Consider the following 3629-nt stretch of genomic DNA (forward strand, 5'->3'; position numbering starts at 1 on the left):
TGACGGCGATCCGGCTATCCCTGCCCTGCTCCGCAGGAGTCCGATTCCTCCCCGGCCTGAAGGCCGGGGCATCCTCGGAGGAACCCGGTGAACCAGAGTGCACGCGCCGCGCCCCGGTGCCTCAGTCGTGGGTGACGTTCTCGGTGAGCAGGCGGAGCAAGTGCTTCGCGGTGGCGTCCTGCTCGGGGGTCAGACCCATGGCCTCGCCGATGGCCAGCGGGACGGCGCGGGCCTTCTCCTGAAGGTCCGCGCCGGCCGGGGTGAGGCGTACGGCGACGGAGCGTTCGTCCTCGGCGCGTCGTTCGCGGCGAATCAGGCCGCCGGTCTCAAGGCGCTTGAGGAGCGGCGAAAGGGTGCTGGATTCCAGCTGGAGCGCCGTGCCCAGCTCCCGTACGGAGACCGAGCCCTGCTCCCACAGCACCAGCATGACGAGGTACTGCGGGTAGGTCAGCCCCAGCTCGTCCAGCAGTGGACGGTAGCGGGTCGTGACCGACCGCGAGGCCGCGTACAGGGCGAAGCAGAGCTGGTCCTGAAGCAGCAGCGAACCCACTGCGGCGTCGTCGCGCGCGTTCTGGCCCATGAGCGCCGTCCTTACCTCTGATGATCGGCCAGGTACATCCTACCCATTCCAAGCGCTCTCGACTATGTCTTGCTCGATTAAGTTGTGCGCGACTTAATCGGGCGCTACGGTGTTCTCGTGACCGCCGAACGGCCGGACACATCGGTCGCCGAGGCCGCCGCCCCGGCATCAGCCCAAGGAGTCCCCATGCCCGAGAACATCACCGGCCCCGTACTGGAACCGGCCGCCGCCGCATTCGCCGAGGCCACCGCCAACCCGCCGTATCTGTTCGACCTCGGTCCGGTCGAGGGCCGCAAGGCCGTCGACGAGGTCCAGTCCGGCGAGATCGCCAAGCCCGAGATCGCCGAGGAGTGGGTGACCGTGCAGGGCGGGCCCACCGGCACCGTCCGGGCGCGCATCGTCCGTCCCGTCGGTGCCGCCGGTCCGCTGCCCGTTGTCATCTACATCCACGGTGCGGGCTGGGTCTTCGGCAACGCCCACACCCACGACCGCCTGGTCCGCGAACTCGCCGTCGGCGCGAACGCCGCCGTCGTCTTCCCCGAGTACGACCTCTCGCCCGAGGCCCGCTACCCCGTCGCGATCGAGCAGAATTACGCCGTCGCCCGCTGGGTCGTCACCGACGGCGCTTCAAAGGGCCTGGACGCCACCCGGATCGCGGTGGCCGGTGACTCGGTCGGCGGCAACATGTCGGCCGCACTGACCCTGATGGCCAAGGAGCGCGGGGACGTGCCGCTCGTCCAGCAGGTGCTGTTCTACCCCGTCACCGACGCCGCGTTCGACACCGGCTCCTACCACCAGTTCGCCGAGGGCTACTTCCTGCGCCGCGACGCCATGCAGTGGTTCTGGGACCAGTACACGACCGACGAGGCCGACCGCGCCCAGATCACCGCGTCCCCGCTGCGTGCCACCACCGACCAGCTCACCGGCCTGCCCCCGGCCCTCGTCATCACCGGCGAGGCCGACGTCCTGCGCGACGAGGGCGAGGCATACGCGGGCAAGCTCCGCCAGGCCGGCGTCCCCGTCACGGCCGTCCGCTACCAGGGCATCATCCACGACTTCGTCATGCTCAACGCCCTGCGCGAGACCCACGCCGCCGAAGCGGCCATCAGCCAGGCCATCGCCACACTGCGCACCGCACTCGGCACCGCCTGAGCGCGCTCAACCACATCCGGCGCCCGTAACACCCCCGCACCACACCCGGCCGGACCACCCGGGTCCCGCCTCAGTACCCGCGTGGCGCGCACCCTGCACCACGCACCAGGAGTTCCCCCATGCGCACCGCACCTGTCCGAATCAACCGCAAGATCGCCGTCGCCGCAACGGCCGCCCTCATCGCCGGGGTGACCATCACCGCCAACGCGTCGGCCTCACCCGCCGCACCGTCCGCCACCACGACCGCCCCGGTGCTGGAAAAGGACGCCCAGGCGTTCGCCGACGCGGCCGCGAAGAACCCGCCCATCTACACCCTGTCCTACGGCGACGCCCGCAAGGCACTCGACAGCGCGCAGGCCGGCCCCGTGGACAAGCTCCCGGCGGACATCAGCCACCGCACCCTCAAGGTGGGACCCACCGGCGAGGTGACCATCCGGATCGTCCGTCCCGCCGGAGTGAGCGGCAAGCTCCCGGCCGTCATGTACTTCCATGGCGGCGGCTGGGTCCTCGGCAACGAGAACACCCACGACCGGCTGGTGCGGCAGATCGCCAACGGCGCCCGCGCTGCGGTCATCTTCGTCGACTACACGCCCTCGCCCGAGGCGCGTTACCCCATCGCCATCGAGCAGGCGTACGCGGCCACCAAGTGGGTCGCCGAGCACGGCGACGAGATCAACGTCGACGGCTCTCGGATCGCCGTCGCCGGCGACAGTGTCGGCGGCAACATGACCGCCGCCGTCACCCTCATGGCCAAGCAGCGCCGCGGCCCTGCCCTGCGCGAGCAGGTGCTCTTCTACCCGGTCACCGATGCCAACTTCAACACGGCCTCCTACCGGGAGTTCGCCGACGGACCCTGGCTGACCCGCAAGGCCATGAAGTGGTTCTGGGACGCCTACGCCCCCAACGCCAAGGACCGCAAGCAGATCCTCGCCTCGCCACTGCGCGCGAGCCTCAACCAGCTCAAGGGCCTGCCCAAGGCCCTGGTCATCACCGACGAGGCCGACGTCCTGCGCGACGAGGGCGAGGCGTACGCCGCCAAGCTCCGCGCCGCCGGCAACGACATCACCACCGTCCGCTACCAGGGCATCATCCACGACTTCGCCATGCTCAACGCCCTCGCCCACACCAACGCCGCCAAGACAGCCGTCGACCAGGCCAACCACTTCCTCTACACCGGCCTTCACAGCGGCTCCTGACCCCCGCTCCAGAGCGGACCGGCTCGGGCCGTGCCGCCGAGCCCGGGCCGCGGCGGGGAGCGTGAGGACCAGCCCGCCCTCCGCCGGCGCACGGGACGGCGCCGCCATCGACGCGACCTTCGCCCAGCCGCAGCCGGTCGGCGGAGCCAGTGGAGCGTGGTCCGCAGCCCGCCCGCGGGCCCAAAGACCCAGAGAAGCATCAGAGATGCCGCCGCACCCTTCCCTGACCCGCTACTTAGCGGGTCAGGGAAGGGTGCGGCGGCATTCGCCTATCAGATGTCCCGGTGGCCACACGTATCCACGGTCCGCCCTCAAGCCGGAAGAAATCGCTCCGGAGCCGGCATTCCCGAACGCCGGGCCTGTGTCCTGCCCGGCTGCTGGCCGTGACGGTGACAGCGGCGTCCGTGACCGACCGCGAGAGCTGAGCGAGCCGCGCGGGCCTTGCCAGTCGGTCAGGGGGCGTGCCATACGAAGGGAGAGTTCCACGGCTCGACCTGTCCGCTCGACAGACGGCGTCCCTGTGCCATGGGTCACAGCCCACTGCCTCCGCGACCTCACGGGGAGGAGGAGTATCCGCTGGAGGCGACCCATTGTCGGGTGAGGTGGTTGAAGGCTCCCCTCCCTGGAGGGAGGGGATGCGTCGCCCTCCAGGGCTGAGCGGGGATTTACGGCTCAGGCCGCCACCGGAGCCGGCGGCTCGG

The 3629-nt window shown here is 70.5% G+C and carries 3 protein-coding genes; 2 read left to right on the top strand and 1 reads right to left on the bottom strand.

Annotated elements, in window-relative coordinates:
• Window positions 1–121 precede the first annotated feature (121 nt).
• Window positions 122–580, bottom strand: a complete 459-nt coding sequence (locus ACIBJF_RS52590) for a MarR family winged helix-turn-helix transcriptional regulator (protein ID WP_399184989.1) — start codon at window positions 578–580, stop codon at window positions 122–124.
• A 186-nt stretch (window positions 581–766) separates the two neighbouring features.
• Here ACIBJF_RS52590 and ACIBJF_RS52595 point away from each other — a divergent pair, with 186 nt between their 5' ends.
• Together ACIBJF_RS52595 and ACIBJF_RS52600 are read left to right on the top strand one after the other, a co-directional pair.
• The gene (locus ACIBJF_RS52595) at window positions 767–1732 is read left to right on the top strand and encodes an alpha/beta hydrolase (RefSeq protein ID WP_399184990.1); all 966 of its coding nucleotides are present in this window, start codon (window positions 767–769) and stop codon (window positions 1730–1732) included.
• Window positions 1733–1851: 119 nt separating this feature from the next.
• Window positions 1852–2928, top strand: coding sequence for an alpha/beta hydrolase (locus ACIBJF_RS52600; protein WP_399184991.1), 1077 nt, complete (start codon window positions 1852–1854; stop codon window positions 2926–2928).
• Window positions 2929–3629: the final 701 nt, after the last annotated feature.

Source organism: Streptomyces sp. NPDC050743, assembly GCF_044456925.1.
Classification (GTDB): Bacteria; Actinomycetota; Actinomycetes; order Streptomycetales; family Streptomycetaceae; genus Streptomyces.

Bases quoted from the DNA above. Each gene is read 5' to 3' on its own strand.
- ACIBJF_RS52590 (WP_399184989.1), bottom strand. From the start codon at position 580: ATGGGCCAGAACGCGCGCGACGACGCCGCAGTGGGTTCGCTGCTGCTT.
- ACIBJF_RS52600 (WP_399184991.1), top strand. From the start codon at position 1,852: ATGCGCACCGCACCTGTCCGAATCAACCGCAAGATCGCCGTCGCCGCA.
- ACIBJF_RS52595 (WP_399184990.1), top strand. From the start codon at position 767: ATGCCCGAGAACATCACCGGCCCCGTACTGGAACCGGCCGCCGCCGCA.